Source organism: Aliiroseovarius sediminilitoris (assembly GCF_900109955.1).
Taxonomy (GTDB): Bacteria; Pseudomonadota; Alphaproteobacteria; order Rhodobacterales; family Rhodobacteraceae; genus Aliiroseovarius; species Aliiroseovarius sediminilitoris.
Window position 1 is genome coordinate 2,920,021 of record NZ_FOJB01000001.1, and the last position, 25,575, is coordinate 2,945,595.

The window sequence follows — 25,575 nt, forward strand, 5'->3', positions numbered from 1 at the left end:
AATTTGAAAGAGATCATTTGCAACTTTAGCGTGCTTAAATCCGAATACTTCGAATGCGGGTGCCAAACCCCGGATGTCCTGCTAGCGTGTCCAAAAAGCGACCAGCAAAGACGAGGTGCGTATGAAAATCGCCGAACAGGTCACTTTCGGCACCGGTCTTATGGACCGTGCGGCAAACTTGCGCACAGACAGCAAAGGGTTGCTACACTCGGCCCGGACGGCACGCATTCTTCCTGTCTGGCGCGGCAAGCCGATGTTTGACCGGGGAACCGAACACCATACCACACTGGCTTACCTGACGCGGGACCATCCCCAACTGCTCTTGCGGCAAGACCTTTTGGTATTTCTGGGCCGCGACGACCACGGCCCGTTATTTGCGGTGGATGTCTCGGACTGGACGGCCAAAGGGGACGCCCCTGACCCAAGCGCCTTCGTCGATCAGACATGGCAACATTTCCCCGACACGCCCGACACGCAGGGATTTGCCGAACTGCGTGGTGTCATGACGCAGCTTACCCCGTCGGAGGCGGAGGTCGCCGCCACCGCGCGCAGCATTCTGGAATGGCATCGCATCCACGGTTTCTGTGCCAATTGCGGGACGAAGAGCGTTCCCGTGCAAGCAGGCTGGCAACGTGATTGCCCCGCTTGCGCGCGGCCACATTTTCCGCGCACCGATCCGGTAGTCATCATGCTGATCACCCACGGCAACGCGGTTCTGATCGGGCGCAACGCCCTGTGGCCGACGGGCATGTACTCGCTGTTGGCGGGATTTATGGAACCGGGAGAAACCATCGAAGCCGCCACCCGGCGGGAGGTCTTTGAAGAAACCGGCGTGCGTGTTGGCACTGTCGGGTATCTGGCGTCCCAACCTTGGCCCTATCCATCCTCCCTGATGATCGGCACCCGTGGATTGGCGACCACGACGGAAATCACCATCGACCCCAACGAGTTGGAGCAGGCGCAGTGGGTCACACGTGAGCAGATGCTGGAGGTGTTCGCCGGCCAAAACCCTGATATGCTGCCTGCCAGAAAGGGATCAATTGCACATTTTCTGCTGTCAAACTGGCTTGCAGACCGGCTTGATTAAGACCACAACCTGCCAAAGAGCGTCGGAAACCAAAGAGACCCCGCATGAAGTTCAAGACCCGCGAAGACATTGAGGCCACGTTGGAGCAGGTGTTCGAAGCTGTGTCGGACTTCGACGGGATGGAACGGGCCGCCTTGCGCCGCGGGGCCGAAGTCACACGCACCGACAACCTGACATCACCGGGACAAGGTATGACCTGGCACGCCGCGTTCCCGTTTCGCAATCGCACGCGAACAGCCGACATGCTGTTGAAAACCTATGATGCACCGCATCAGATCGAGCTGTTCTCGAAAGTGTCCGGGATCGAAGCAACGGTTGAAGTCGAACTTCTGTCGCTGTCGCGCAACCGCACCCGCATGACAATGAGTATCGACATGCGGCCCAAGACCATTCCCGCCAGACTGCTTTTGCAATCCATGAAGCTGGCACGCGCGTCGTTGGTGCGGCGTTATCGCAAGCGAGTAGCGAATTACGCGCAATCCATCGAAAACCGGTATCGCACCACCGTTCACCCGATTCGCTGAACTGTCAGCAATCAGTCGCGAGCCGGATCGCGTGGATAGACCCCAAGAATTTCAAGCGTCGATGTGAAATAGGCCAGTTCTTCCAGTGCAAGCTGGACAGGGCGATCGTCGGGATGGCCTTCAATATCGGCATAAAACCTGGTCGCAGTGAATGATCCGTCCACCATATAGCTTTCCAGCTTGGTCATGTTGACGCCATTGGTCGCAAATCCACCCATCGCCTTGTAAAGCGCGGCAGGAATATTGCGCACTTCGAAGACAAAAGTGGTCATCATGCCGTGATCGCCACGACGCGTAAGATCGGCTTCGCGCCCCATGATCACGAAGCGCGTGGTGTTATGACCGTGATCTTCCACGTCCTCGGCCAGCACATCCAGCCCATAGATCTCGGCAGCGAGGGCCGAAGCAAGAACGCCCTCGCCTTCAGCTTTTGACTGGGCGAGCTTCGCCGCGGCCCCGGCGCTATCGGCCGCAGAGACCCCGCGAATGCCGTGGCTTTTCAGGAAGGCCGACGATTGCGGGATCAGCACCAAATGAGCCCGCACAGTCTTGATGTCGTCAATCTTTGCGCCCGGCAGGCCCAGCAGACTGATACGCACACGCACGAAGGCCTCGTCCAGAATGCGCAGCCCGCTTTCTGGCAGCAAACGGTGAATATCGGCAACCCGGCCATATGTGGTGTTCTCAATCGGCAACATCGCCTGATCTGCACTGCCGCTGCGCACCGCCGCGATCACCTCTTCAAAGGACTCGCAGGGCATCGGTTCAAGGTCGGGACGGGCGGCGATACAGGCCTCATGCGAATAAGCACCAGGTTCCCCCTGAAAGGCGATACGGCTGGTCATTTCGCGGCCCTCTTTTTGGCGGATTGTGTTAAAGTGCACCTTGTCGCGCCTCATATCGCTTGAAACATGGCAATGGAAGCGGCTAGAAGGCTTTTGACTTTGGATGAGACGGAACGCGACATGTTCGACACAATGACAACGACAAAAGCCGGGGCCGCTGTAATCGGTGCCCTCCTGTTCTTCCTGCTGGGCTCTTGGGCAGCAGACAGCCTGTATTCGACCGAATCCGCTGACCACGTCGGCGAAGACGGTGTTGCCGAAACCGGCTACATGATCGCAACCGACACTGGAGGTGGTGAGGCTGAGGAAGAAGAAGAGGCCGTGCCATTCGCAGACCTGCTGGCTGCGGCTGATCCTGCCAAAGGTGAAAAAGTCTGGGGCAAATGCAAAGCTTGCCACAAGTTGGAAGATGGCGCCAGCGGCACCGGGCCGCACCTTTACGGTGTTGTCGGTCGCGAAGTGGCCAGTGTTGACGGGTTCAATTATTCCGATGCTCTGGTCGAGCATGGCGGCAGTTGGGGACCGGACGAGTTGAACGAATGGCTGGCCAACCCGAAAGCCTATGCGCCGGGCAACAAGATGACCTTTGCCGGTTTGAAAAAAGAATCCGATCGCGCCGATCTGATTGCCTATCTTCAATCCATTGGCGGCTGAACGCTGACCTATCCGTGTTTCTGGGTCGCTCCTTGCCGGGGCGGCCTTTTTCTTTGCGTTCCCACCACCGATTTGGCCTGATCTTACTCCGATCACCAAATCGCGCCTTGCAGTTTATCCAGCTGCCCCTTTAGCTTGGAAAAAACGATTTTCGTCGATCCGCTGAAGGAGACCCTGATGAAGCAAGTCCGGACACGCACCATCGCCGCCAAATCCAATCCTCTTGTGCAGGCTTCGTGGGGCTTGCTCGTCGGACTGGTGCTGCTGCTCACACCGGTTCTTGCGCAGGCCGAGACGACTGTTAAATCCCATGCCTACTCGTATTTCGGCACGCCTAAATATGGACCGGACTTCCCCCATCTTGACTATGTGAACCCAGACGCGCCCAAGGGTGGCGAGATCGTCATATCGTCCGAGAACGGCACATTTGACAGCTTCAACCCCTTCGCACGCAAGGGGGTGCCGGGGGCGCTGGCCTCCAGCAATATTGAACGGCTGATGACCAGCACAGCGGACGAGATCGGCACATCCTATGGGCTGCTCGCTGAAAGCCTGGAATATCCCGAGGACGAAAGCTGGGTGATCTTCACCCTGCGGCCCGAAGCCCGCTTTGCCGACGGAACCCCTGTCACCGCCGAAGATGTTGTGTTCACTCATGATCTGTTCATGGAACAAGGGTTGGTCAGCTTCCGCGAAGGTGTCAGCAGGATAATTGCCAATGCCAAAGCCCTTGATGCACGCCGCGTCAAATTCACTTTTCATCCTGACAGTTCGGTCCGTGACCGTATTGGACAGGCCGGTTCAACACCGGTCCTGTCAAAAGCGTGGTTTGAAAAGACCGGTGCGCGGTTGGATGAAAGCCGGCTGGAACAAGCGATGGCCACCGGCCCCTATATGCTGGACAGCTATCAGATCAACCAGCGCATCGTTTACAAACGCAACCCGGATTATTGGGGGGCGGATTTGCCAATCAATATCGGGCGCTGGAACTTTGACACGATCCGGGTTGAGTATTTTGCAGATAGCAACGCCGCGCTCGAAGGATTTTCATCCGGTAGCTATACGTTCCGTGTCGAAAACAGCTCGAAGGAATGGGCGACGTCCTACGATTTTCCTGCGGTGAAGAACGGACAGGTGATCAAGGCAGAGCTGGATGACGGCAATCAGGCCTCGGGTCAGGGTTTCGTGTTCAATCTGCGCCGCGAGAAGTTTCAGGACGTTCGAGTGCGCGAAGCGATTGGCCTTATGTTCAACTTCACATGGTCCAATGAAGCTCTTTTCTATGGCCTCTACGAGCGGGTGAACAGCTTCGCCGAAAACTCCTATCTGGAAGCCACCGGCATGCCCTCGTCTGAAGAACTGGCCTTGTTGGAGCCGTTTGGCGACAAGCTGCCCGAGGGCGCTCTGGGCGAGGCAATCATGGCCCCGACGTCGGGTGACAAACAGTTTGACCGGCGAAATGCCCGTGAAGCGTCACGTTTGCTTGAGGATGCAGGCTGGACCGTCGGCAACGACGGAATGCGCCGCAACGCTGAAGGCAAAACGCTGCGGGTCGAGTTTCTGACCTTTTCGCCAACCTTCGACCGGGTCATCACGCCCTATGTCGAAAATCTGCGCAAGATCGGCGTTGATGCGGTTCTGAACCGGGTGGATACGTCGCAATTCGTCGATCGCCGCTACGCGTTCGACTATGACATCATTACCGACAGCCTGGCATTCGGCTCTGAACCCGGCAGCAACCTGGCGCAGGCTTTCGGCTCGAAAGAGGCTGCGGTTTCCGTTTTCAACTCGCCCGGCGTCGCGGACCCGGTTGTGGACGGTCTGATCGAGGTTGTTCGTAACGCCGATACCAAAGAAGAGCTTGAAACTGCAACCAAAGCCCTGGACCGGGTTATGCGCGCAATGCGGATCATGGTTCCGCAATGGTACAAGAACAAGCATACCGTCGCTTACTATGACCAGTTCGAACACCCCGATCCGATGCCTCCTTATGATCTGGGCTATCTGGACTTTTGGTGGTTTAACGCAGAAAAAGCAGAAAAACTGAAGGCAGACGGCGTGCTGCGCTGACCCGCACCGCACGACCAAGGCACGAATAAGAGAGCGAGACCCAAATGGGCGCATATATTCTGCGCAGGCTTCTTCTGATTATCCCCACCCTGCTTGGGATCATGGTGATCAACTTCACCCTGACCCAATTCGTCCCCGGTGGACCGATTGAACAGATCATCGCCCAGATGGAGGGCGAAGGCGATGTGTTCGCCACAATTGCAGGCGGTGGCGGGGATGCCGGGGGGGCAGGCGGCGGTGGCGATGAACGCTACCTGGGTGCGCGGGGCCTGCCGCCTGAATTCATTGCAGAGTTGGAGAAAGAGTTTGGCTTCGACAAGCCGCCGGTCGAACGGTTCTTCAATATGCTTTGGAATTATATCCGGCTGGATTTCGGTGAAAGCTATTTCAGGTCAATAGGCGTGTTCGAACTGGTCGCCGAAAAGCTGCCGGTGTCGATCACGCTCGGGCTGTGGTCCACCGTGATCGCCTATCTCATCTCGATCCCTCTGGGTGTGCGCAAAGCGGTGCGGGACGGGTCGCGGTTCGACACTTGGACGTCCGGCGTGATCATCGTTGCCTATGCCATCCCCGGCTTTCTGTTCGCCATTCTTCTGCTGGTGGTCTTTGCAGGTGGTTCATACCTGCAATGGTTCCCTTTGCGGGGTTTGACATCCGATAACTGGAGCGAGCTTAGCCTTTGGGGTAAGATCGTCGATTACTTCTGGCACATCACCCTGCCGGTTTTTGCCTCTACCATCGCCAGCTTTGCGACGCTGACACTTCTGACCAAGAACAGCTTTCTGGACGAGATCAAGAAGCAGTATGTCGTCACCGCTCGCGCCAAGGGGTTGACCGAACACCGGGTGTTGTATGGGCACGTTTTCCGTAATGCCATGCTGATCGTGATCGCGGGCTTCCCTGCCGTGTTTCTTGGCGTCTTTTTCGGCGGCTCGGTGATCATCGAAACGCTGTTCTCGCTGGATGGGCTTGGCCGTCTGGGGTTCGAAGCGGCCTTGCAGCGCGACTATCCGGTGATTTTCGGAACGCTCTTTGTCTTTGGCCTGATCGGCCTTCTGGTCGGCATCCTGTCCGACCTCATGTATGTCTTTGTCGATCCGCGCATCGACTTTGAAGGGCGCGAGGTCTGATTATGGCGTTGTCCCCCCTGAACAAACGCCGCTGGCGCAACTTCCGCCGCAACAGTCGCGCCTTCTGGTCGCTGATCCTGTTCTGTTTCCTGTTTGGCCTGTCGCTGTTGGCCGAATTCATCGCCAACGACAAACCCATTCTGGTCAGCTATCAGGGCGAGCTTTACGCGCCGATCTTCAAGTTTTATCCCGAAACCACCTTCGGAGGCGATTTCAGAACCGAGGCGAATTACGGCGATATCGAAGTTCAATGCCTGATCAAATCCGGTGGCTCTGAAGCCTGCTGGGATGACCCCGAAGACACCATTGCGCAGGCCGAGACCGGAATGGTGGCCGGGTCCGATATTCAATCGGGCTGGCTCCTCTGGCCGCCGATCCCCTATAGCTACACGACCATCGTGGACACGGGCGGCGCGGTTCCGTCGCCCCCCACCAGCCAAAACATCCTTGGCACTGATGATACGTCGCGCGATGTAGCGGCGCGCGTGATCTATGGCTTCCGACTATCTGTGTTTTTCACCATAATCGTGACGGTTCTGACTTCGGTCGTCGGCATCAGTGCCGGGGCCATCCAAGGCTATTTCGGTGGCTGGGTGGACCTCGTGTTCCAGCGCATTCTGGAGATCTGGAGTTCGACCCCCTCCCTTTACGTCATCATCATCCTGTTCGCGATATTGGGGCGAAGTTTCTGGCTTTTGGTCTTTGTGACCGTGCTGTTCGGCTGGCCCGCCCTGGTGGGTGTCGTGCGGGCCGAGTTCCTGCGCGCGCGCAATTTCGAATATGTTCGCGCCGCCCGCGCGCTTGGAGTGGCGAACCGGGTGATCATGTTCCGCCATGTGCTGCCCAACGCCATGGTTGCCACTCTGACCATGTTGCCCTTCATCATCACCGGCACAATATCGACCCTTGCCACTCTGGATTTTCTGGGCTTCGGCCTGCCCTCATCGGCCCCATCGCTGGGCGAATTGACCCGGCAAGCCAAGGCCAACCTGCAAGCGCCGTGGCTGGGGTTCACAGCGTTCCTGACTTTTTCGATCCTGCTGTCCCTGCTTGTCTTCATCTTCGAAGGCGTGCGCGACGCGTTCGACCCGCGAAAGACCTTCCAATGAGCGTGCTTCACGTCAAAGACCTGCATGTCGGCTTCCGTCAGGATGGCCAGCTTCACCCCGCCGTGCGCGGTGTCAGTTTCGAGGTCGGCAAAGGCGAAACTGTCGCCATTGTCGGCGAAAGCGGGTCGGGCAAATCCGTCACCGCCCTGTCCACCGTCTCGCTTCTGCCAGACAGCGCACAGATCAGCGGGTCGATCACCTATGACGGGCGCGAGATGATCGGCGCCTCGACCTCGGCGCTGCGCGACGTGCGTGGCAATGACATCAGCTTCATCTTCCAGGAACCGATGACATCGCTGAACCCGTTGCACACCATCGAAAAGCAGTTGACCGAGTCGATTGAGCTGCATCAGGGGCTGAAAGGCGACGCCGTGCGCGCGCGTATTCTTGAGCTTCTGAACAAGGTTGGCATTCGAGACGCCGAAACCCGGCTGGCCCATTACCCGCACCAATTGTCGGGCGGACAGCGGCAACGGGTGATGATCGCCATGGCCCTGGCCAACGGGCCGGAACTGTTGATCGCAGACGAACCCACCACGGCGCTGGACGTGACCATTCAGGCACAGATCCTCGACCTGCTGGCCGAGTTGAAAGACAGCGAGGGAATGAGCCTTCTGTTCATCACCCATGACCTGGGCATTGTGCGCAAGATTGCGGACCGGGTCTGCGTGATGAAAGACGGCGTGATTGTCGAAGAAGGGCTGACCGCCGCGTTGTTTGCCAATCCGCGCCACGATTACACCCGTACCCTGATCAATGCCGAGGCACAGGGCCGCCCCGATCCCGTCCCCGAAGACGCACCCGAAATCGCCCACACCAAGGACTTGCGAATCTGGTTCCCAATCCAGCGCGGCCTGTTGCGCCGCACCGTCGGGCACGTGAAGGCGGTGAACGCCGCCAGCTTCGCGGTCCGGGCGGGGGAAACCGTCGGGATCGTCGGCGAAAGCGGGTCCGGCAAGACGACGTTGGCGCTGGCGGTGATGCGACTGATCAGTTCAGACGGGCCGGTGGTGTTCCTGGGCGAAAATATCCAAGGACGCAGATCGCGCCAGTTGCAACCCTTGCGCCGTGATATGCAGATCGTCTTTCAAGACCCCTATGGTTCATTGTCACCCCGTATGACAGCTGAAGAAATCATTGCCGAAGGTCTGTCGGTTCACGGATTGGAACCCGGCCGCGACCGGCGTGAAATGGTGGCTGAGATCATGGAAGAGGTCGGGTTGAACCCCACCACCATGGACCGCTATCCGCATGAGTTTTCGGGTGGACAACGTCAGCGTATCGCGATTGCGCGGGCGATGATCCTGCGACCCAAACTTCTGGTTCTGGATGAACCAACTTCGGCTCTCGACATGACAGTGCAGGTGCAGATCGTCGATCTGTTACGCGAACTGCAAAAGAAACACGGGCTGGCCTATCTGTTTATCTCGCATGACCTGCGCGTGGTGCGCGCCTTGTCGCACAAGGTGTTGGTCATGCGCGCGGGCGATGTGGTGGAAAGCGGTCCCGCAGATCAAATCTTTGACGATCCGCAAACCGACTACACGCGCGCCCTGATGGCCGCAGCCTTCGACATCGAAGCAGTTGAGGGTGTGTCAGACTAGTTCAAGTCCGCGACTTTGGCCGGTCCCAGAACCTTGCAGCGCGTGTTGCGGGCGTTCAACCGGCGACACGCCAGATCAGCCTGTGCCTCGGACATGCCAACGAAATTTGCGTGCCAGCCATTCGACTGGCGCACAACCTTGCGCAAGGCTTCATCCAGCGTGTCAATCTCTTTCAACGCGGTTTTCAGCAGAACACGCTCGGCCTGATAACGGGATCCAAGCACACCCACATTGATCGCCCAGTGACGACCGCCCGAGGTCGACATGCGAGTGACGACTTCTGGTTCGGCCACTGTTTCGGTCTGTGGTTGCAGCGAGGTCAAGACAATCGCCGCCGGACGCGAACGCGGTGCTGCGACAGTTTCCGGTGCAGCGCTTGCAGGCGCTGCCGTCGTGCCAACGAGAGGTTGCGCGATTGGTTTTGCGGCGGGCGCAGGCGCCGCTGCCATGACGATTTCGGCAACGGATTCTGCTGTCTTGGTCGCGGCTTGCGACTCGGGTGCCGCTTCCGCCACCACCGAAGGTTCATCCTCTGGTTCCGCGATCGCAGTTATAACCGCGTCCTTGATGCTTTCGGTCAGAGCTGCAAGTTGAGCCTGCGCTGCCGGTTCCTGAGCGATCGGACGCGGGGTGGGGCGCGGACTTAGTTTGACTGCGCCGACCAGGCGAATGGTCTTGCCCGCCGCACCGGGTTGAGCGGGTTCAGCATCAACATTGGCATAGACAGGCAAGGCCGGTTTGCGTATCGGCGCACGGCTTGGCGCACGGCGGAAGCCAAGGTCCATCAGCTCGGCAACCTTTGCATTGCGGGACGCAGTGGACTGGCCGCCAAACACCGTTGTGATGATCCGTTCGCCCCCACGTTCGGCAGAGGCAACCAGGTTGAACCCAGCCGCACGGGTGTAACCGGTCTTGATCCCGTCAGCACCTTTGTAACTGTTCAGAAAACGGCGGTTCGTATTGGAGACCGCGCGCACCCCTGCATCCGTCGTAATGCGTGAAAACAGGTTGTAATACTGCGGATGGTCGAAAAACAGGTGACGCCCCAAAGTCGTCATGTCACGCGCGGTGGACAGGTGCCCGTTCTCGGTCAAACCATGTGCGTTCTTAAACTGCGTCCGTGTCATACCCAGTGCTTTCGCGGTCCGGTTCATCCTGCGGGCAAACGCCGCCTCGGACCCGGAAATTGCGATACCGATGGCAGTTGCCGCGTCATTGGCTGACTTCACGGCAGCCGCCCGGATCAGGTAACGGAACTTGATTTTCTGCCCGGCGCGCAATCCCAGCTTCGACGGTGGCTCTGCGGCTGCCTTACTGGTGATTGTCACCACCGTATCGGGGGATATCTCACCACGCTTGATCGCTTCGAACGCGATGTAAAGCGTCATCATCTTGGTCAGGGACGCTGGATGAAGCTGCGTATCGGCGTTGCGGGAATGCAGCACCTCGCCGGTGCGCGCGTCCATCACCATCGCCGCATAGGGCGCGGCTTGCGCACGGCTTGGCGCGAATTGCACGACACAGATAATCACTGCAAGAAATAGCCCAATACGGGCGCACTGCCACGGACGTAATTGCACGTCGTCCACCTTTTCTGCCTCAATCGCCTGGATCTTGTTGTCCGGCTGATTTGTTTTTTTCAGCGTAACACGAAGATTGCGCGCGAGAAAACACCTTATTTTCAATGCGCTAATTCGTGGCTCGTGGGACACGGATCGCAAGTGTTGTGGCGGTCGCCGATTTCGGGTCTATATCTTGAATTGCATTGCCCAATCCCGACTGAAACGCCTGCGCGCTTTTTCGCAACGCTGCGTTATGTCACCGGGCATCATCGGCGTCGAAACCAATTGTTGTGACTTTGCCCTCCATTTTGTATGTGGCTTGAACAAGACCCTGCACCTTGCCCCTTTTATTTGGCGGCATCGGCAATATATTCTGTGAGCCAAGCGACCCAATCATAGCAATCGGAGCAACGCCCAAATGGCCAAACTGCCCTTCATCTTGTCACAAGGCGACGGCGCCGATGATGGCGATGCAGGCCTTGCGGTGGTCACAAAGCCGAAAACCAAACGGCCGCCGATGTATAAAGTGCTGATTTTGAATGACGATTTCACCCCGATGGAGTTTGTCGTCATGGTCCTTGAACGGTTTTTCGGCATGAACCACGCGCAGGCGTTCGAGCTTATGTTAACGGTTCACAAAAAGGGGCTGGCAGTGGTCGGTGTCTTTTCGCACGAGGTTGCGGAAACCAAGGTGACGCAAGTGATGCATCTGGCCCGCGAACATCAGCATCCGCTTCAGTGCACCATGGAAAAGGAGTAGCCGCGCCAGCGGCGACCACCATGCTTCACACAAGATTGTCCCTTGCCCTGCGCGATGGCGCTGTGTCATTGCCGCAGGATGGCCGCCTGCTGGTCATTGGCCCCAACACGCAACATGATGTGTCGGCGCTGCCCAAGGACCGCGTGACCATCTACAACCGCTTCTTTCCCGATCATGCCCACTGGACATCCCGGGGGTTCGACACGGTTCACACATTGCCCGACGGCGGGTTTGACGCAGCACTGGTCTGCGCACCGCGATCAAAACTGCTGGCGCAAGCCTGGGTGGCCGCTGCCACGAAAGCCACCGATGGCGGGTTGATCTTGCTGGACGGACAGAAGACCGACGGCATCGACAGCCTGCTGAAAGCAATCCGGCAAAAGGCGAACCTGCTTGGGGCGCTGTCCAAGGCACATGGCAAACTGGTCTGGTTCGACACTGCCGATGTTGGCGATTGGACCGCCACCGACACACAGCTTGAGGGCGGCTTCACCACCTGCCCCGGCGTGTTTTCAGCCGACGGTATCGACAAGGGATCGGCGGTTCTGGCCGCCGCAATGCCCGATGACATTACCGGTCGCGTGGCCGATCTGGGTGCTGGCTGGGGATATCTCGCGCGGCATATTCTTCAGCGACCCGGCGTCACGTCGCTTGACCTGATCGAGGCCGATCTGGTCGCGCTGGACTGCGCGAAACTGAACCTGGATGATCCGCGCGCTAATTTCATCTGGGGCGATGCGACCCAGTTTTGTCCACCTCAGCCCTATGATGTTGTCATCTCGAACCCGCCGTTTCACACCGGGCGCGCCGGAGATCCCGAGCTTGGCCGGGCCTTCATTCGCGCCGCCGCCGCAATGCTTGCCCCATCGGGGCGTTTCGTCATGGTGGCCAATCGCCACCTGCCCTATGAAGACACGCTGGGGGAACAGTTCAACACCGTCGAAGATCTGGGCGGCACACCGGGGTTCAAGCTTCTCAGCGGCGTAAAGCCACGTCGCACACGGCGCTAGGATCAGCTAGGCTCACCGGGAATCAGGAGGCACACATGTCCTTTTCCATCGCTGGCAAGACCGCCATCATCACAGGTGCCGCCAATGGCATCGGTTTGTCGATCGCCCGCCATTTCGCCGACAACGGCGCGAATGTCATCTGCGCCGATATAGACGAGGCCCGATTGTTAGACGAATGGGGTCCGAACCCCGACAGTGATACGGACGATCCGTCAAACACACGTATTTTTGCGGGCGATCTGCGTGAAAAGCTGACCATCGCCAACCTGCTATCTGCCACCATCGACGCCTTCGAGCGGGTCGACATATTGGTGAATGCCTCGCGACAGGTCATGCTGACCGATCCGCTGGATGCTGACAACAAGGCCGTGCAGATCCTGCTGGATCAGAACCTGATGACCAGCCTGCGGCTCAGCCAATTGGTGGCCAAACGAATGATACAGCAGGGCGAAGAACTGGGCGATGACGACCAGAACACGCCGCTTGGTGCCATCGTAAATCTTTCGTCCATTGCAGCCAGCCGCACCCAACCGGGCCTGATGGCCTATTCGATTGCCAGCGCCGCGCTGGATCAGATGACCCGTTCACTGGCGGTCGCGCTGGCTGCCAATCGCATCCGGGTGAACGCTGTCGCCTTTGGATCGGTGATGAGCGCCAGTTTGCAGGACACGATCCGCGACGCCGGTGAAACGCGCGAGGATATTCTTGAGGGTACCCCCCTTGGCCGCATCGCGTCCGCCAATGAAGTGGCCGAAGCTGTGCAGTTCCTGTCGTCGGAAGGGGCCGGCTTCATGACTGGTCACATCCTGACCGTCGATGGCGGGCGCAGCCTGTTGGACGCCGTTGGCAACCCTGCCCACTAACGCCGCGCCTTTTTCACCTTACCTTTGTTATGACCACAAGAGTTGTGCAACCTCGCACCTGAAGGAAAGCCTTATGACCGACAAGATGGAAGATCAGAAAGCCCGCGCCAGCGCATGGTTTCGCGACCTTCGCGACCAGATCGTCAACGCATTCGAAGGTCTTGAGGACACGCAGGCCACCGGACCTTTTGCCGACCAGCCAGCCGGGCGGTTCGACGTCAGCAAAACAACACGCGCATCGGGCGAAGACACGGATGCTGGTGGCGGGTTAATGAGCGTCATGCGCGGGGGCCGCGTCTTTGAAAAAGTCGGCGTCAACACCTCGACCGTTTATGGCACGCTGGGCAAATCCGCGCAGAAAGCCATGGCCGCACGTGGGGTGCCGGGAATGGAAGATGACCCCCGGTTCTGGGCGTCAGGCATAAGCCTTGTGGCCCATATGCAAAACCCACACACGCCCGCCGTTCATATGAACACGCGCATGTTCTGGACCCCGAACGCCTGGTGGTTCGGAGGCGGGGCGGACCTGAACCCCTGCATTGAATATGAAGAAGACACCGCGCATTTCCACAGCCAACTGGAAGCTGCCTGTCAGCGCCACGATCTAAGCTATTATGACAAATTCAAAGCCTGGGCCGATGAGTACTTCTTTGTCCCGCACCGTGGTCGTGCGCGGGGCGTTGGCGGGATATTCTATGACGATCTGAACACCGGTGACTGGGAAACTGATTTTGCCTTCACCCAGGATGTTGGCCGCGCCTTCCTGCCTGCCTTCGTTCCGGTGACAGAAGCCCGTTGTGACACGCCATGGACCGATGCCGACAAGGACAAGCAGTTGATCCATCGTGGGCTTTATGCCGAATACAATCTGGTCTATGACCGCGGCACCAAGTTCGGCCTGACCACCGGTCACGATGCCGATGCCGTGTTGATGAGCCTTCCGCCCTTTGCGAAATGGGTCTGACACGTGCCCGATGTGCGCCTTGCCATGCGATGCAGATAAGGGCAACCTGCCGGGAACGAAACGAAAGGCCTGCGCGTGACCACTTTCAAACTTGATGATTTCCTGCCTTATCAGTTGGCGGTGCTGTCCAGTCGAGTCAGTGCCGGATTTTCCCGCCATTACCGCAAAGCTTATGGGATATCGGTGTCTGAATGGCGCGTGGTCGCTCATCTCAGCCAGGCGGACAGCGTCAGCGTGCGCGAGATTCACGAACGCGTCGACATGGACAAGCCGAAAGTCAGCCGTGCAGCCTCGCGGCTTGAGGCTGCGGGCTACGTCACCAAGACTGTTAATCCGCAGGATCGGCGGTTGGTCGAGCTTAGTCTGACCCCCAAGGGGCACGAGATGATCGAAGTGCTGACGCCGATCGCGCACGCGTATGAGGCACACTTGTCCGCGCTTCTGGGCGAGAATGACATCGATTTTCGCCAGCGCGTCGGAAAGCTGATCGCGGCTTTGGGGACCGACCTTGCCGAAGAAGACATAACCTACACGGACTGAACCACCTTTTCTGACGGCGCGTCAGAGGCGACAACGTCGCCCCAATTGTGCGATCCTGCCCCAGAACCAAATCAACAGGGGGATTCTCATGTCCGACATCGTAATTCTTGGGGGCGCTCGCACGGCTATTGGCACGTTTGGCGGCAGTTTGGCGGCCACGCCGCCCAGCGCCCTTGGTGCCCACGTCACGCGCGAGGCGATGGCCCGCGCAGGCGTCGAACCCGGTCAGATCGGTCATGTGGCCTTCGGCCACGTGATCAACACCGAGCCGCGCGATATGTATCTGTCGCGGGTCGCCATGATCGAGGCTGGCATTCCCGACACCACACCTGCAATGAACGTAAACCGCCTGTGCGGGTCCGGGCTTCAGGCCGTGGTGTCCATCGCGCAATCGCTGATGCTGGGCGACGCCGATTACGGTGTTGCCGGTGGGGCCGAAAGCATGAGCCGCGCACCGTATATCCTGCCCCAAGCCCGCTGGGGCCAGAAGATGGGTGACACCGGCGCGCAAGACATGATGCTGGGCGCATTGAACTGCCCGTTTGGCACCGGGCATATGGGCGTCACGGCGGAAAACGTCGCGGCCGAGCATGATGTCAGCCGCGCAGATCAGGACGCTTTCGCCCTGGAAAGCCAGAAACGCGCTGCCGCTGCCATTGAAGCAGGGCGTTTCGACAGCCAGATCGTCCCCATCGAGGTCAAACAACGCCGCGAAACGGTGCAGTTTGCCCGTGACGAACACCCCAAACCCACGACGACCGAGGCTTTGGCCGGTCTGCGCACCGTGTTCCAGAAGGACGGAACGGTTACGGCGGGCAATGCCTCGGGTATCAACGACGGAGCAGCAGCACTGGTGCTCGCACGTGCAGACGCAGCTGAGCGCGCGGGTCTGACGCCCATGGCCCGTATCATCGGCTATGGCCACGCGGGCGTGCGGCCCGAGGTGATGGGCATTGGCCCGGTGCCTGCGGTCGAAAACCTGTTGGCAAGGACCGGGCTGACCGTGGCCGATTTCGACGTGATCGAGTCAAACGAGGCGTTCGCGGCCCAGGCCATCGCAGTGAACAAAGGGTTGGGGCTGGATCCGGCCAAGGTGAACCCGAACGGTGGGGCCATCGCCTTGGGACACCCCGTCGGGGCAACCGGCGCGATCATCACGATCAAGGCGCTGTATGAGCTTGAGCGGATTGGCGGGTCGAAAGCGTTGATCACCATGTGTATCGGCGGCGGTCAAGGGATCGCGCTGGCCATCGAACGTATCTGATCAGATGGAGGATCTTGCCCGGCGTCAGCGCCGGGCAAAGACTTACTTCCAGTCGAAGAAATCGTCGCCGGCACGTGACAAAAGCTCTTGGGCCAGTTTGATGCCAAGCGCGGGTCCGTCTGATACAGGCCCCGAAATCTGATCTGACTTTGCCTCTGACCCATCGGTGCGCAGGATTTCCCCGCGCAGGGTCAGGGTGTCGCCATCCAGCGTGGCAAGGGCCGCAATCGGGGTCTCGCACGACCCATCCAATGCACCGAGAAAAGCGCGTTCAGCGGCCAGCCGTTGGCCGGTTTCCGCGTCGTGGATGGCATCCAGCATCTCTTTGACGCGCAGATCGTCAGCGCGCCGTTCGATGCCAATGGCACCTTGGGCGACAGCGTTCAGCATTTCCTCGGTCGGGATCGCTGTTTTCGGCACGCCGTCCATCCCCAGACGGTTCAGACCCGCCATCGCAAGAAAAGTCGCCTCGGCCACCCCATCTTCCAGTTTTTTCAGGCGGGTCTGGACGTTTCCGCGAAACTCGACAACCTCAAGATCGGGACGACGGTTCAGAAGTTGGGCTTTGCGACGCAGGGACGAGGTGCCGACCACGGCGCCCTTGGGAAGATCACGGATGGACCTGTAGTTGATCGACACGAACGCATCGCGGGTGTCTTCACGCGGCAGGTTGCAGTCCAGAACAAGCCCTTCGGGCTGTTCGGTTGGCATATCCTTCATCGAATGCACGGCAATGTCGATACGGCCATCCAGCATCGCCTCTTCGATTTCCTTGGTGAACAGACCCTTGTTGCCAATCTCTTTCAACGGGCGATCTGCGTCGATCAGGGCACGATCATCACCGGTGGTGTGGATCACGACGATCTCGAACGCCGCTTCGGGAAGGTCGAACGCAGCCATCAGGCGGCGACGTGTTTCATGCGCCTGTGCCAGCGCCAAAGGGCTGCCGCGGGTGCCGATTTTCAGGGGGGTGTCGGGGGTCGGATATGCATGTGTCATGCCCATCGTTTACGACGGAAGATCAGGGCTGTCCATGCCTGCGGCACCCCGCACGCTTGACATCCTGTCGCGTGTGAGGGACCACGTCTGAAACGCCGACAGGAAAGGCCCGCACTCATGACCCAGCAAAAGACAATCCTACGCGCATTGGCGGGCGAAACGCTGCCCACGCCGCCAATCTGGATGATGCGTCAGGCTGGGCGCTACCTGCCGGAATACCGGGCCACGCGGGCCGAAGCGGGGGATTTTCTGAAACTGTGTTATAACCCGGAACTGGCAGCCGAAGTGACCTTGCAACCTATTCGCCGCTATGGGTTTGACGCGGCAATCCTGTTTGCCGACATCCTTCTGGTGCCGCAGGCGCTTGGCGCGGATTTGTGGTTCGTCACCGGGGAAGGCCCGCGCTTGTCCACCATCACCAGCCAGGCCGATTTTGACAAACTGGTGGGCAAGGACGACATCCACAAGACGCTGAACCCGATTTACGAAACGGTGCGCATCCTGCGCCGCGCGTTGCCGGACGAGACCACGCTGATCGGCTTTGCCGGAATGCCGTGGACCGTCGCGACCTATATGATCGCAGGGCAAGGCACCAAGGATCAGGGCCCGGCCCATGCGCTGAAAGCCGAAAACCGCCCGCTGTTCGAGGCGGTGATGGACCGGCTGACCGAGGCCACCATAGAATACCTTTCGATGCAGATCGACGCCGGGGCCGAAGTGGTAAAGCTGTTCGACAGCTGGGCCGGGTCGCTGAATGACGACGATTTCCGGAAATACGCTGTGGAACCGGCCCGCAAGATCACGCTGGCGCTGAAAGAGCGCCACCCCGGCATTCCCGTAATCGGATTCCCGCGCGAGGCGGGCGACGGGTATATCGGCTTTGCCAAGGCGACAGGCGTCGATTGTGTGGCGATTGATAACTCGGTCAGCCCGGACTGGGCGGCCAAGCACGTACAGGTCGATGGCTGTGTGCAGGGCAACCTTGCCTCAAGCCATATGGTGACGGGTGGGCAGGCTCTGGTGGACGAGACCCGCAAGGTTGTCGAGGCGTTCAGGAACGGCCCGCATATCTTCAACCTGGGTCACGGGATTACGCCGGATGCCGACCCGGAAAATGTGCAGTTGATGATCGACACGGTGCGGGGCGGCTGACGTCGCTGGGGGCGTTGCCCCCGCGCGAAAGCCTGTCGGCTTTCCCCCTCCCCCAGGATATTTCAGGCCAGAAGAAACGCTTGGTCTTGTCAAGTTGGGCAGGCCCGTGTCTTGTGCGCGGGTTGTCGAAAGGAAGCTGGGATGCGGCTTGGTATTGCCACCCTGATCATTGCATATGTCCTCAGCCAGTTCTATCGCGCATTTCTGGCGGTGATGACACCGGCTCTGAAGGCTGATCTGGGTGCAACGCCCGAGGATCTGGCCCGCGCATCGGGGGCGTGGTTCTTGGTGTTTGCGTTGATGCAGATTCCGGTGGGTTGGGGGTTGGACAATATCGGCCCGCGCAAGGTGACAGCAGCGTTGTTGGCTGTTGGCGGAGCTGGCGGGGCCGCGGTGTTTGCGATGGCCACCACGCCGGATCATATACTTTATGCGATGGTGTTGATCGGGATCGGCTGTTCGCCGGTTCTGATGGCAAGCTATTACATCTTCGCCCGCATCTATTCCCCGAGGGTTTTTGCAACACTGGCCGGTATGGTCATCGGCATAGGATCACTGGGCAACATCGCCGGCGCATTGCCGATGGCGCTGGCAGTCGAGCAGTTCGGGTGGCGCGCCAGTCTTTGGGCGATGTCTGCGGTGACGCTTGTGGTGGCGGGTATGATCATGCTGGCTGTGGACAACCCGCCCAAACTGGTTGCAAAAGACGGTGCCTCGAAAGGGTCGGTTCTTGACCTGTTGAGGATGCCCGCGCTTTGGGCGATCTTCCCTATCATGCTTGTGAATTACACCGCCGCCGCCGGGTTGCGCGGCAGTTGGGCGGGTCCGTATCTGCGTGATGTCTATGGGCTGGGGACGACGGGCATCGGTTGGGCCACCATGGGTATCGCCATGGCCATGGTGGTTGGTAGTTTCGCTTATGGCCCGATGGATCGCCTGTTCAACACCCGAAAATGGATCGTCTTGCCCGGCAACATGATTGCCGTAGGGCTGGTGTTCCTGTTGTGGGTTGTGCCGGAAACAGGCGCCTGGCGCGCTTCGTTGATCATGGCGGCCATTGGGCTGTTCGGGGCGAGTTACCCGCTGATCATCGCACATGCCCGCAGCTTTGTGCCACCGCATCTGGTGGGACGCGGTGTCACCCTGATGAACATGTTTGGGATCGGCGGTGTCGGGCTGTTCCAATATGCTTCGGCCTGCGTGTTTCAAGCCGCACAAGGCCCTGATGTGTCGGTCACGGCCCCCTATCAGGCCGTGTTCCTGTTTTTTGCGGTTCCGGGATTGATCGGCTGTCTTCTGTATCTGCTAAGCGCAGATCGCACTGACTAGGCGCTTCTGCGTCGCTGTGGACGACGTTTTTTGGCCGGAGCGGCATCCGCGCGCGGTTTTGCGTGGGCTGCCCCGTTGGCGCGGGGTTTGCGCCCACTTCCTCCACCACCGCCGCGACGTCCACCACCGCCGCCACCGCCGCCACCTTGGGTGCGGGTTGGGCGTTTTTCCTCGACCGGGCGTGTGCCGCCCAGGATCGGGATCTCGATCTTCATGACTTTTTCAATGTCGCGCAGCAGACCAAGCTCGACGCCTGATACGAAAGAAATCGCGTCGCCGCCTGCACCGGCGCGGGCCGTCCGGCCAATGCGGTGAACATAGTTCTCGGCGACTTCGGGCAGATCGAAATTGTAGACATGACTGACGCCCGGAATGTCGATACCACGGGCGGCAACATCGGTGGCAACCAGAACGCGCGCCTCGCCCGACCGGAACGCGGCCAGTGCACGGTCGCGTTGACCCTGACTTTTATTGCCGTGGATCGAAACTGCTTTGAATCCCTCTGCGACGAGCGTTTTCATCAGCTTTTCAGCGCCATGCTTGGTGCGCGAAAACACCAGCGACAGCGAGTCCGCGTCATGGCGCAAAAGGTCAATCAACAGCGTGATTTTCTCATTTCGGCCGGGCGAATAATAGATGCCCTGCGTCACCTTATCGGCGGCTTTGCCCGGAGGTGATACCTGCACCCTGGCGGGGTTGGTCAAATAGGCGCGGGACAGTTCTTCCATCTGTTTGGGCATGGTGGCCGAGAACAGCATGGTCTGGCGCGGGGTGCCCAGTTCGGGGGCGATCCGGCGCAGCGCATGGATGAACCCCATGTCAAGCATCTGGTCAGCCTCGTCCAGCACAAGGAATGACGCCGTATCCAGACGGATTGCTTTACGATCCAGAAGGTCAATCAAACGTCCCGGTGTAGCGACAAGAATGTCGATACCCGGTGCCAGTGTGCTGATCTGTTTCTTGATCGACATGCCGCCGACCACGGTGCGCACTTTCAGATGTGTGCCGTCGACATAGTCGCGCAGGTTCACCGCGATCTGGTTCACCAACTCGCGTGTGGGGGCAAGGATCAGCGCTTTGACCGATTTCGGTTCGCGCTTGTCATGGTTGCGCAGCAATTGGTGGATCAATGGCAGGCCAAAGGCTGCCGTCTTGCCGGTGCCAGTCTGGGCCAAGCCCATTACATCGCGGCCTTCAAGGACCAGCGGAATCGCTTTGGTCTGAATAGGGGTCGGCGTTTTATATCCGGCTTCGGTCACGGTTGTGACCAGCTTCGGGTCAAGCCCGAGCTCTGCAAATTTTGTCATAATCGTCTTTCTGGCATGCACTCTGGCACACCGCTGTCACGCGGGTCGGGGCGTTATGCCCATCGCATCGGTTGCGGCCAATACTCGCGCTGAACCGCTTGTCCAATGCGCCGAATGGTCGTCAGCACCCCGCGTGATTTGGGAACTTTTGGGAAAAGGGCAATACGCCCTGACTCTGTCTGCCTCGCTTCTTGGGGCGGGTCGCTCACGCGTCGACCGGACAGATAGCGCCCGTATCACAGCGAAAAGCACACAAGTCAACGATAAACATGGCAGATCGCACGCATGACGCTTTCGCGCGCGCGGCATTTGCGCTATGGACGCCCTCGGTCTGTCCAGACTCACAAGGGCTTTGGCAGGCTGAATGCAATATAGGAGGCCGTGATGGGCTATAAAATCGCTGTCGTTGGTGCCACGGGGAACGTGGGCCGCGAGATGCTGAACATTCTGGCAGAACGCCAGTTTCCTGTGGACGAGATTGTCGCGCTGGCGTCGCGCCGGTCGCTCGGCACCGAGGTCAGCTTTGGCGATACCACCCTTACCACCAAGGATCTGGATGCGTTTGATTTCACGGGTTGGGACATGGCGCTTTTCGCTGTCGGGTCCGAGGCCACCAAGCAATACGCCCCCAAGGCGGCTGCCGCAGGTTGCGTCGTTATCGACAACTCGTCGCTCTATCGCTACGATCCCGACATCCCGCTGATCGTGCCCGAGGTGAACCCGCAAGCGATCCACGACTACAAGAACAAGAACATCATCGCGAACCCCAACTGCTCGACCGCGCAGATGGTTGTCGCGCTGAAGCCCTTGCATGACCGCGCCCGGATCAAACGGGTTGTTGTGTCGACCTATCAGTCGGTATCCGGTTCGGGCAAAGACGCGATCGACGAGTTGTGGAACCAGACCAAGGGCATGTATGTGCCGGGGCAGGAAGTGGCCCCGTCGGTTTATCCCAAGCAGATCGCCTTCAACGTGATCCCGCATATTGACGTCTTTATGGACAGTGGCGACACGAAAGAAGAATGGAAGATGGTCGCCGAGACGAAAAAGATCGTCGATCCGTCGATCAGGGTCACTGCGACCTGCGTGCGCGTTCCGGTTTTTGTTGGCCACTCGGAATCGGTGAACATCGAGACCGAGGAGTTTCTGGACGAAGACGAAGCCCGCGACATCCTGCGCGAAGCCCCGGGCATTCTTGTCGTGGATAAGCGCGAAGACGGCGGATACGTCACGCCGGTGGAATGTGTCGGCGACTTCGCCACCTTCATCAGCCGCATCCGTCAGGACGTGACCGTCGAGAATGGCCTGAACCTCTGGTGTGTGTCAGACAACCTGCGCAAGGGTGCCGCCCTGAACGCAGTTCAGATCGCGGAACTTCTGGGCCGCGAGGTTCTGAAGAAGGGCTGAATTCCCATAGTGAGTGAGTTGTGAGAGCCCTGCCTTTTGGTGGGGCTTTCTTACGTGTGGGAATGACAACTCAGGGTCCAGATTGGATGGTTCCGCAATGCAGCCAATGCCAACTCCTGAAAAATCGCTTTACCCTCCCGCAAGTGGAAGGTCTAGCATAAATCCCCAGATTTGATGAAATTAAAGGCACTTATGGAGATCACATTTCAAACGCTGCTGCTAGCATTTGGCCTCGGGTTACTCGGCTTCATCGAACCCTGCACCATTGGCGCACATATGCTGTTTCTGGGAGGCCAGCGGGCCCGCTCGATGGGGCAGCGGATCAGTGCAGCGTTCATCTTTATTCTGGCACGGCTCGTCGTCATGGGCGGATTTGGTGGCTTGATCGTCGTGCTGGGCCAACGCCTTATCGGGGTGCAGACAAGTGCGTGGCTTGTTTTCGGCGCAATCTATCTTGGCCTTGGGTTTGCGATAATCTCTGGTTGGGACAAAACAATGCGCCACCACATCGGGTTCGCGCCCGAACGATGGAAGGTTGCCTCCAACCCGCTTCTGCAAGGACTGGCGTTCGGGCTGAACATTCCCGCCTGCGCTGCACCGATCCTTTTTGGGCTTATGGGCACTGCGACATTCAGCGGGTCGGCGGCGACTGGTTTTCTGATGATGGCGGTCTTCGCACTCGCGCTGTCGCTCCCACTGGTGCCGCTTTCCATCATTCCCGGCCTTGCTCGGCCTCTCGAACGGCTTGCAGACTGGTTGCGACCGCGTCGCTGGCTCGTCGGTGTGATCTTTGTCGGGCTGGGTGTCTGGTCCGCCTGGTTCGGTCTGTTCGTAGAACCTGTGGATTGGAGCGGGACATGACCCCCCGCCGCCGCTTCTGGCACGTCGCAGGTGCAGGCACCGCATTTCAGGCAGGGTCGGCGGCCGTGGACAGTGCAACCGTGATGTCGGCGCTGGTTTTCCAATTGACGGGCAGCACGGTCGCGGTAGGCGCGGTCTCGACGATCCTGCGGCTCGGCTGGCTTCTGCCCCAGCTTTTCGTCGGTTATTTCGCCGGTCGCGGGACGTCTTCAATGCCCTTCTATATTGCAGGCGCGTTTGGACGGACAGCGGCCATAGCAATACTCGCAATCGTTCTTTGGATCGGTGCGGCGGCCGGTTGGACCCATGCCACACTCGGTGGACTAACCCTTGGGCTTTGGGTTCTCTACGCTTTTCTCAGCGGCATCGTTGGCGTTCCCTACAACGATATTGTTGCCCGATCCGTTCCGTCGGAACGCCGGAGCCGGATGCTTTCAATCCGCTTTTTCGGTGGAGGTATCGTCGCCCTTGTCGTCGCGGCGTTGGCAGACAATTTGCTGCAAACGCTCGATTTTCCTACATCCTATGGTGCCGTGCTTGGGATCGCGGCGTTCCTGATGTTGCTCTCGTCTTTGATCTTCACTGCAATGGGAGAACCCGAGCAGAAGTCGCCTTCCAACGCGGCGAGTAGTTTCACGGCCTATTTGCGCGAGGGTGCAGTGACGTTCCAGAACGATCCGGTATTCCGTCGCTTCGTTTTTGCGCAATGGTGCGGAGGCGCTGTTCTCATCGCCGCTCCTTTTTTTGTCGTCGCGGCCGATCACCTTGGGTTAGGTTTGGAGAACGTGGCGCTGTTACTCGGTGCACAGACCTTAGGAGCGCTTGCGGGAAATCCGCTTTGGGGCTGGTGGGGCGATAGCTTGGGTAAATTGAGCCTGATGCGCGCAATCGCAATTGCCCGCACAGCTCCGCCAATCGCCCTTCTGGTTCTTCTGCTGATGCCCTTTCCGCCAGAGCTGGTTGCGCCAATCTTGCTGGTCGTCTTCTTCGTTCTTGGCGCATTGGCGAATGGACTGACGATTGCGGTTATCGGGCTGCTGATGGAGATATCACCCGACGACCGACGCCCCGCCTATAGCGGATATTTCAACGCGCTGACAGCACCCGCTTTCGTTCTCCCTCTTGTCGGAGGCTTTGCTGTCGCTGCCTTGGGAACATGGATCGTCTTCGCGACTGCGCTTGCGGCCGCAATCGGCCAAGCCATGTTTCTGGTGAAGATTGATGTGCGAGAATGAAGGGGAAAGGCGGGACAACTCGGCTGACTGGGTGAGAAACGGAGACTCGGCAAATATCTGGAAAGTCCCGCCAATCTTGCCCTGAATGACGTATTGTCACCCAGCTTCGACCAACGCCTTCAGATTGGCCAAGCCTTTTTCGTAATCGGCTCCAATCCAGCTGTCGAACATCAGGCCCATCCACCGGGCAAAGGGATTCATGCCCAATTTCGTGTCAAAGCCCCAAGTTACCAATGTCCCACCGTCCGCCGGTTCCAGATCGAAATAGGCATTCGCCAATCCCTGCGGTCCAAAATCCAGCGCGGTTTCCACACGTTCGTTGGGGGTGCTGGCCGTAATTACCTGAATACCAGTCCCTACGCTTGGTTCATCAGACGACCAGCGAAGCGTGTTACCGACACCGTCCTCTGGCCCTTCATAGGTAAGCTCTACATTCGGGTCGCGAGACAGCCATGGCGACCATGCTTCGGTGGCTTGCATCGAGTTGACGTGCGGAAAGATGTCCGCGGCGGGGGCAGATATCTGTATTGAACGACTGACGGACACTTCAGACGGCAGCAAGAACGCAATCGCGATCAGGGCGACCACGACGATCGCGAACCCCTTCAACAGCCCAAAAACAAGCTTCATGTAAATCCCTTCCAATAATGGATAAAGGATAGCATGAATTGAGGATTAACGCGATTTAAGTGCAGCGATCATGCGCTTACCGCGCCGAAGCGCCGTGAACGCCGTGCCCAGAAAGATAACCCAAAGGGCAAGCTCCAGCGTGACCAGCCCGAACACAACAGGCGCAAACACCGCAAACACTGCGGCCAATGTGGCAAGCGCCATGCGGTGCTGCTTCGCCATTGGGCCGGAAAAGTCAGGCTCCAACCCCTGCGCAGCACCTGCTTCGCGGGTGTAGGCGGTCAGAACAGCCATGGTCGCCGCAGCCCAGCCCAGCGCAGGCACGCCAACCCCAAAACCCATACCCACAAGGATCGCGATATCCGCATAGCGATCCGGTGCCTCGTTCCAGAATGGACCGTCGGATTCCGCGCGCCCCCCTTCGACCGCAACCATCCCGTCAAACAGATTGCACAGCAGCCGGGCCTGTACCGACAGCGCGGCAATGATCAGCCAAACAGCCGACGCCCCGCCTGACAGCCAGAAGGCCGTGCCCGCAAACACCGCGCACAGGATCGACGCTTGGCTGATCTGGTTGGGCGTGATGTCTTTATGCGCAAGCCAGGAGGCGGCGCGCTGCGCCCATTTACGGTCGCGGGTTGCGATGGGTCGTCGTTGTGTCATGAGACC

Annotated in this window: 24 protein-coding genes; 18 read left to right on the forward strand and 6 right to left on the reverse strand. The window is 59.1% G+C overall.

Annotation, left to right across the window (positions count from 1 at the left end; translation table 11 throughout):
* Positions 1-121 precede the first annotated feature (121 nt).
* Positions 122-1,087: an NAD(+) diphosphatase gene (gene nudC, locus BMY55_RS14375; protein ID WP_091431650.1), complete on the forward strand. Its 966-nt coding sequence runs from the start codon at positions 122-124 to the stop codon at positions 1,085-1,087.
* A gap of 44 nt (positions 1,088-1,131) precedes the next feature.
* The gene (locus tag BMY55_RS14380) at positions 1,132-1,611 is read left to right on the forward strand and encodes an SRPBCC family protein (RefSeq protein ID WP_091431652.1); all 480 of its coding nucleotides are present in this window, start codon (positions 1,132-1,134) and stop codon (positions 1,609-1,611) included.
* 11 nt (positions 1,612-1,622) lie between these two features.
* On the opposite strand, the gene BMY55_RS14385 is transcribed toward BMY55_RS14380, so the two are convergent.
* Positions 1,623-2,456 (reverse strand): prephenate dehydratase, encoded by an 834-nt coding sequence (locus BMY55_RS14385; RefSeq protein ID WP_091432674.1) that lies wholly within the window; start codon positions 2,454-2,456, stop codon positions 1,623-1,625.
* A gap of 120 nt (positions 2,457-2,576) precedes the next feature.
* Here BMY55_RS14385 and BMY55_RS14390 point away from each other — a divergent pair, with 120 nt between their 5' ends.
* The 5 genes from BMY55_RS14390 to BMY55_RS14410 all read left to right on the forward strand — a co-directional run bounded on the left by BMY55_RS14390 (position 2,577) and on the right by BMY55_RS14410 (position 9,023).
* Positions 2,577-3,110: a c-type cytochrome gene (locus tag BMY55_RS14390; RefSeq protein WP_091432676.1), complete on the forward strand. Its 534-nt coding sequence runs from the start codon at positions 2,577-2,579 to the stop codon at positions 3,108-3,110.
* Positions 3,111-3,287: 177 nt separating this feature from the next.
* Positions 3,288-5,180 (forward strand): extracellular solute-binding protein, encoded by a 1,893-nt coding sequence (locus BMY55_RS14395; protein WP_091432679.1) that lies wholly within the window; start codon positions 3,288-3,290, stop codon positions 5,178-5,180.
* 44 nt (positions 5,181-5,224) lie between these two features.
* A complete protein-coding gene (locus tag BMY55_RS14400) occupies positions 5,225-6,310 on the forward strand; it encodes a microcin C ABC transporter permease YejB (RefSeq protein ID WP_091431654.1) in 1,086 nt (361 codons plus the stop codon).
* A gap of 2 nt (positions 6,311-6,312) precedes the next feature.
* Positions 6,313-7,419 (forward strand): ABC transporter permease, encoded by a 1,107-nt coding sequence (locus BMY55_RS14405; RefSeq protein WP_177179357.1) that lies wholly within the window; start codon positions 6,313-6,315, stop codon positions 7,417-7,419.
* Positions 7,416-9,023: an ABC transporter ATP-binding protein gene (locus BMY55_RS14410; RefSeq protein ID WP_091431658.1), complete on the forward strand. Its 1,608-nt coding sequence runs from the start codon at positions 7,416-7,418 to the stop codon at positions 9,021-9,023. Before BMY55_RS14405 ends, BMY55_RS14410 begins: the two co-directional genes overlap by 4 nt.
* Here BMY55_RS14410 and BMY55_RS14415 read toward each other — a convergent pair.
* Positions 9,020-10,603, reverse strand: a complete 1,584-nt coding sequence (locus tag BMY55_RS14415) for a D-alanyl-D-alanine carboxypeptidase family protein (RefSeq protein ID WP_091432681.1) — start codon at positions 10,601-10,603, stop codon at positions 9,020-9,022. The two genes, BMY55_RS14410 and BMY55_RS14415, sit on opposite strands and share 4 nt — an antisense overlap.
* Positions 10,604-11,003: 400 nt before the next feature.
* Here BMY55_RS14415 and clpS point away from each other — a divergent pair, with 400 nt between their 5' ends.
* The 6 genes from clpS to BMY55_RS14445 all read left to right on the forward strand — a co-directional run bounded on the left by clpS (position 11,004) and on the right by BMY55_RS14445 (position 15,986).
* Positions 11,004-11,345: an ATP-dependent Clp protease adapter ClpS gene (clpS, locus tag BMY55_RS14420; RefSeq protein WP_091431660.1), complete on the forward strand. Its 342-nt coding sequence runs from the start codon at positions 11,004-11,006 to the stop codon at positions 11,343-11,345.
* A gap of 20 nt (positions 11,346-11,365) precedes the next feature.
* The gene (locus BMY55_RS14425) at positions 11,366-12,355 is read left to right on the forward strand and encodes a class I SAM-dependent methyltransferase (RefSeq protein WP_091431663.1); all 990 of its coding nucleotides are present in this window, start codon (positions 11,366-11,368) and stop codon (positions 12,353-12,355) included.
* A gap of 35 nt (positions 12,356-12,390) precedes the next feature.
* The gene (locus BMY55_RS14430; RefSeq protein ID WP_091431665.1) at positions 12,391-13,218 is read left to right on the forward strand and encodes an SDR family NAD(P)-dependent oxidoreductase; all 828 of its coding nucleotides are present in this window, start codon (positions 12,391-12,393) and stop codon (positions 13,216-13,218) included.
* A gap of 73 nt (positions 13,219-13,291) precedes the next feature.
* On the forward strand, positions 13,292-14,182 hold the full coding sequence (hemF, locus tag BMY55_RS14435; protein WP_091431667.1) for an oxygen-dependent coproporphyrinogen oxidase: 891 nt from the start codon (positions 13,292-13,294) through the stop codon (positions 14,180-14,182).
* Between the two features lie 75 nt (positions 14,183-14,257).
* Entirely contained in the window at positions 14,258-14,722 is a 465-nt protein-coding gene (locus BMY55_RS14440) for a MarR family winged helix-turn-helix transcriptional regulator (protein ID WP_245744750.1), read from the forward strand.
* 88 nt (positions 14,723-14,810) lie between these two features.
* Entirely contained in the window at positions 14,811-15,986 is a 1,176-nt protein-coding gene (locus BMY55_RS14445; protein ID WP_091431670.1) for an acetyl-CoA C-acyltransferase family protein, read from the forward strand.
* 42 nt (positions 15,987-16,028) lie between these two features.
* On the opposite strand, the gene hemC is transcribed toward BMY55_RS14445, so the two are convergent.
* Positions 16,029-16,985 (reverse strand): hydroxymethylbilane synthase, encoded by a 957-nt coding sequence (hemC, locus tag BMY55_RS14450; protein ID WP_091432684.1) that lies wholly within the window; start codon positions 16,983-16,985, stop codon positions 16,029-16,031.
* Positions 16,986-17,102: 117 nt separating this feature from the next.
* On the opposite strand from hemC, the gene hemE reads away from it, so the two are divergent.
* A complete protein-coding gene (hemE, locus tag BMY55_RS14455) occupies positions 17,103-18,137 on the forward strand; it encodes a uroporphyrinogen decarboxylase (protein WP_091431672.1) in 1,035 nt (344 codons plus the stop codon).
* A 141-nt stretch (positions 18,138-18,278) separates the two neighbouring features.
* Positions 18,279-19,466, forward strand: coding sequence for an MFS transporter (locus tag BMY55_RS14460; protein ID WP_091431674.1), 1,188 nt, complete (start codon positions 18,279-18,281; stop codon positions 19,464-19,466).
* Here the strand turns inward: BMY55_RS14460 and BMY55_RS14465 are convergent.
* Complete coding sequence (locus BMY55_RS14465) at positions 19,463-20,773, reverse strand: DEAD/DEAH box helicase (protein WP_091431676.1); 1,311 nt, start codon at positions 20,771-20,773, stop codon at positions 19,463-19,465. The two genes, BMY55_RS14460 and BMY55_RS14465, sit on opposite strands and share 4 nt — an antisense overlap.
* Before the next feature lie 384 nt (positions 20,774-21,157).
* Between BMY55_RS14465 and BMY55_RS14475 the strand changes: the two genes are divergently transcribed.
* The 3 genes from BMY55_RS14475 to BMY55_RS14485 all read left to right on the forward strand — a co-directional run bounded on the left by BMY55_RS14475 (position 21,158) and on the right by BMY55_RS14485 (position 24,276).
* The gene (locus tag BMY55_RS14475) at positions 21,158-22,180 is read left to right on the forward strand and encodes an aspartate-semialdehyde dehydrogenase (RefSeq protein ID WP_091431678.1); all 1,023 of its coding nucleotides are present in this window, start codon (positions 21,158-21,160) and stop codon (positions 22,178-22,180) included.
* 192 nt (positions 22,181-22,372) lie between these two features.
* Entirely contained in the window at positions 22,373-23,041 is a 669-nt protein-coding gene (locus BMY55_RS14480) for a sulfite exporter TauE/SafE family protein (RefSeq protein WP_091431679.1), read from the forward strand.
* On the forward strand, positions 23,038-24,276 hold the full coding sequence (locus BMY55_RS14485) for an MFS transporter (RefSeq protein ID WP_091431681.1): 1,239 nt from the start codon (positions 23,038-23,040) through the stop codon (positions 24,274-24,276). Before BMY55_RS14480 ends, BMY55_RS14485 begins: the two co-directional genes overlap by 4 nt.
* Positions 24,277-24,372: 96 nt before the next feature.
* On the opposite strand, the gene BMY55_RS14490 is transcribed toward BMY55_RS14485, so the two are convergent.
* Together BMY55_RS14490 and BMY55_RS14495 are read right to left on the reverse strand one after the other, a co-directional pair.
* Positions 24,373-24,906 (reverse strand): SRPBCC family protein, encoded by a 534-nt coding sequence (locus BMY55_RS14490; protein WP_091431682.1) that lies wholly within the window; start codon positions 24,904-24,906, stop codon positions 24,373-24,375.
* Between the two features lie 45 nt (positions 24,907-24,951).
* Positions 24,952-25,569, reverse strand: coding sequence for a CDP-alcohol phosphatidyltransferase family protein (locus BMY55_RS14495; protein WP_091431684.1), 618 nt, complete (start codon positions 25,567-25,569; stop codon positions 24,952-24,954).
* Between the last annotated feature and the right edge of the window lie 6 nt (positions 25,570-25,575).